Origin of the sequence: uncultured Brevundimonas sp., from assembly GCF_963974615.1 — a bacterium.
Taxonomy (GTDB): domain Bacteria; phylum Pseudomonadota; class Alphaproteobacteria; order Caulobacterales; family Caulobacteraceae; genus Brevundimonas.
Map to the genome: position 1 here is coordinate 1 of NZ_CAXBDH010000037.1, position 2,993 is coordinate 2,993.

General features: G+C 63.0%; 3 protein-coding genes. All 3 read right to left on the bottom strand.

All coding sequences use genetic code 11. The annotated features are described in order from the left end of the window. Positions 1-701: DUF736 family protein (locus tag AAC050_RS14515; protein ID WP_339915792.1), on the bottom strand; the 701-nt coding region annotated here is incomplete at its 3' end. 125 nt (positions 702-826) lie between these two features. After that, entirely contained in the window at positions 827-1,132 is a 306-nt protein-coding gene (locus tag AAC050_RS14520; protein ID WP_074637386.1) for a hypothetical protein, read from the bottom strand. Positions 1,133-1,146: 14 nt separating this feature from the next. Next, on the bottom strand, positions 1,147-2,993 hold a 1,847-nt coding region (locus AAC050_RS14525), incomplete at its 5' end, for a strawberry notch C-terminal domain-containing protein (RefSeq protein WP_339915793.1).

A 2,993-nucleotide genomic window follows, 5' to 3' on the forward strand; every position in this document is an offset into this window, starting at 1 on the left:
GCGTCCTGCGGCTGCTCACCGCTGTCGATGAACGGGATGATCGAGAAGGTCTGCCCGCCGCGCTGTTCTTCGTTCTGCACGGCGTTGACGCGCAGGTCGCCATCAGGCGTGTTGATCAGCAGCGACAGGTAGTCATTGCCCGTGCGGCTGCTTTTGGCCATCCAGGCCGAGCCGACGCGGATCGGTGTGCCCCGGGGCGAGCTGACCTCGATCCGGTAATCGGGGTGGGTCTCCTCGGATTTGTAGCTGTTCTCGATCAGCATGAACTCCAGATCGAACATCATGTTGGCGATGTAGCCGGTGAAGGCGTTGTCGGCGTCCATGGCGGTGAGCTCGCCCGAGATCGAGCCGGATTTCATCAGGCCGTTCGAGACCAGTGGGATGATCTCGAATTCGCCGCTCTGGGCCGCGCGCGCCTCTTTCGTCTGCACCGCGTTGACCCGGAACGGGCCGAGGCCGACATCGATCTGCATCGAGATGTAGGGGTTGCCGCTGGTGTTGCCGGTCTCGTTCCAGGCCGTGCCGATGCGCACCTTACGGCCCGACTTGTTGATCGCCGTCACGTCGTAATCCGGGCTGCGATCGGACATCTTGGCCCGTGCCTCGAGCTGGATGGCGATGTCAAAGCGCGTCGAATGGATCATGCCGGTGTATTCGGCGGCAGCGGTCTCGGCGTTGCGGGTAAGGGTTCCTGCGAACATGGGATAGTTCCTTCTTGGATTGGCCGGTGCCTGACGTTCTTGCCAGCGCATCCGGGATTGCTTTTTCGACCCCTCCTGGGATCACAAACTAGAAAGCTCGCTTTCCTTTCTTCCCAACCTTCAGTTCAGCGCTGGCGCCTGAGAGACTGTGCCACCTCCCCGCCGGGTACGACGCCCCTCCCCTGCCCGTCTGGTCTCAGTTGGCTATCCTGGCGCTTCTCGTCGCCACCCTCCGGTCCAGCGATAAAGAACTCTGCTTCCTCCCCGTTCAACCGCTGCCCGCTCCGGTCGGTCAGCCCGATGGTGCTGCCGTTCGGCTCAAACGTAATCAGGTATTGGCCGAGGCTGTCCTTTTGCACGCGGTAGCCGGTGTTGGCCCAATGCACGGTCCGACCGGCATCGATGGCGGCTTTGATCTCTTCGAGTGTCATGATCGCCTCCGTGCCTATTCCGCTGCCACTGAAGCCACGTTCTGCGCGGCTGACGTTTCGGTTCCAACGATCCGGGCCAGAATGCGGCCCGTGTCGATCCCGTCTCCATGCGGCAGGAACACCCGCAGCTGGAAGGAGATGATCTCCGTGAAACACCCCATGGCCTTGAGACCTTCAATCATGCCCCGATCCGCACCACCCAGCTCGAGACGCATCTCGCCTGCGACCCGGCGACGGGTCAGGGTGAGACCCCGGCCCAGATCGACAGGTACGGTGGTGCCGAGGGCGGCGGTCAGCATCTCCTGCGGTGTTTGCGGGTTGGAGACGAGGAAGCGGGCGCGCAACGCTGCCGTCCCTTCCTCGCTCAGCGTGCGCCCGATCATGGCGGTCGCCCCGTCCGGCGTGACGCGGTAGATGCGCTCATTCGTGGTCGGGATGTCCTTCCAGATCGGCAACAGCATCCCCGTCAGCAGGTAGAGCTTGGTCGTGGTGGTTTTCGGCAGGGACGCAGCCTCTTCATCCCAAAGCCTTGCGAACTCAGGCCTTCCGATGTCTTCCCAGGCCGAGGACTCGAACCGCGTCTCCTCCAGATAGCTCGACCCGTTTGGCCGCACCACCTTGCGCATCAGCGTGACAATGTCCTCGTCATACATCTGCATGGGGCGCGCCGAGATGAGCGCCGCGCGACCGGAGGCGCGATTCACCATCGGCAGCTTGTCGGGATTGCGCGATATGGCCTCTTCGGCGCCCAGGACATACACTGGGTCCGTCACCTCAAGTCCGATGATCCGCGTCACGGCGCCGGATTTCGGGCAGGTCCAGAGATCCTCTGTGGAGACCTGCTCGATCTTTTCGCCACGCAGGGTTTCCACGCCGAGATCGAGCGTGCCCGCCGCGCGCGCCCGTTCAGTCTGATCGGCAATCCGGCGCATGAACTCGGCAAAGAGCGCGTTCTGCATGTGGATGGGAAGGGCAAGCATCCGGTTGAGAAACCGCTGGATCGGGGGAAGCTCCTCAAGGAGCACCCCGTCCTTGTCGATCAGTCGCAGGGCTGTCCAGTCGGCGAAGCTCTCGTAGCTCATCGCCTCAGCGCGCCCGGCGGCAAGATCGGCGAAATACCCACGCAGCGCTGCTCGCGCGATCGGGCTTTCGAGATTATCCTCCTCGCGGAACATGCCTTGCGAGCCGGTCTCGCGCTGGCCCTTCGTCAAGGCCCCCAGCTGGTCGAGGCGTTTGGCTATAGTTGAGGTGAAGCGTTTCTCGCCATGCACATCGGAGGTGCAGACCCGGAAGAAGGGCGCGCTGACCTGGGCCGAGCGATGCGTGCGGCCGAGCCCCTGGATGGCCGCATCCGCGCGCCAGCCGGGCTCCAGCAGGTAGTGCCGCCGCCGTTTCTGGTTCTTCGCCGTTTGCGCCGCGTGATAGGACCGGCCCGTGCCGCCTGCATCGGAGAAGATCAGGATATCCTTTTCGCCGTCCATGAAGGCTTGGGTCTCGGATGAATTGCTACTGGCGCTGCGCTTGTCGATGAAGAGATGGCCATCCTCGGCTTTGAGGGGCCGGATGGACCGCCCCGTGACTTCTGCCACGGCATCGTCGCCAAAGGCCCAGAGGATCTGATCCAGCGCCGAAGGGATCGGGGCCAGCGTCATCAATTCCATCATGGCCGCGTCACGCAAAGCGAGCGCCTCGCGCGAGACGACGAGCGCGCCGGTCTCATCCCGTAAAGGTTCCGCCACCATATTGCCGTCGATCTCCACGAGCTTTTGCGCATGAATCGGGAAGGCCTGTTCGAGGTATCCCAGCACGTAATATGCCGCGTCACCGTTATGCGGAGTTCGGGATTTCAACCTGTTGTTCT